This window comes from Massilia sp. CT11-108, assembly GCF_047302915.1.
GTDB classification, from domain to species: Bacteria; Pseudomonadota; Gammaproteobacteria; order Burkholderiales; family Burkholderiaceae_D; genus Telluria; species Telluria orientalis.
In genome coordinates this window covers 1-267 of the sequence record NZ_JBKYMO010001543.1, presented here as the reverse complement: position 1 = coordinate 267, position 267 = coordinate 1, and the positions used below count along the sequence as shown (strand labels likewise).

Genomic DNA, 267 nt, shown 5'->3' with positions numbered 1-267 from the left:
CCCAGTGCCCGTCCTCGTCCTGATGAAAACCTGTAATGGTCGAGGCTTTCATTGCACCCCGTTTGTCTGGGTTGTGTTCGCTTTCGGGCGATTGCTTCGCTAAACTTGGACATTCATCTTTCTTATGCAAAAGGTCTCGCCCCATGCTGATCGCCGCCAATAAGGCTGTCTCCATCGACTATACCCTGACCAACGACGCTGGTGAGGTCATCGACAGCTCCGCCGGCGGCGCGCCGCTGGTCTACCTGCAAGGCGCAGGTAACATCA

At 56.2% G+C, this 267-nt stretch carries 1 pseudogene; it reads left to right on the top strand.

Features of this window, described 5'->3' with window-relative positions:
- Window positions 1–143: 143 nt before the first annotated feature.
- Window positions 144–267: pseudogene (locus ACEN88_RS35545) on the top strand (peptidylprolyl isomerase); the annotation flags it as partial.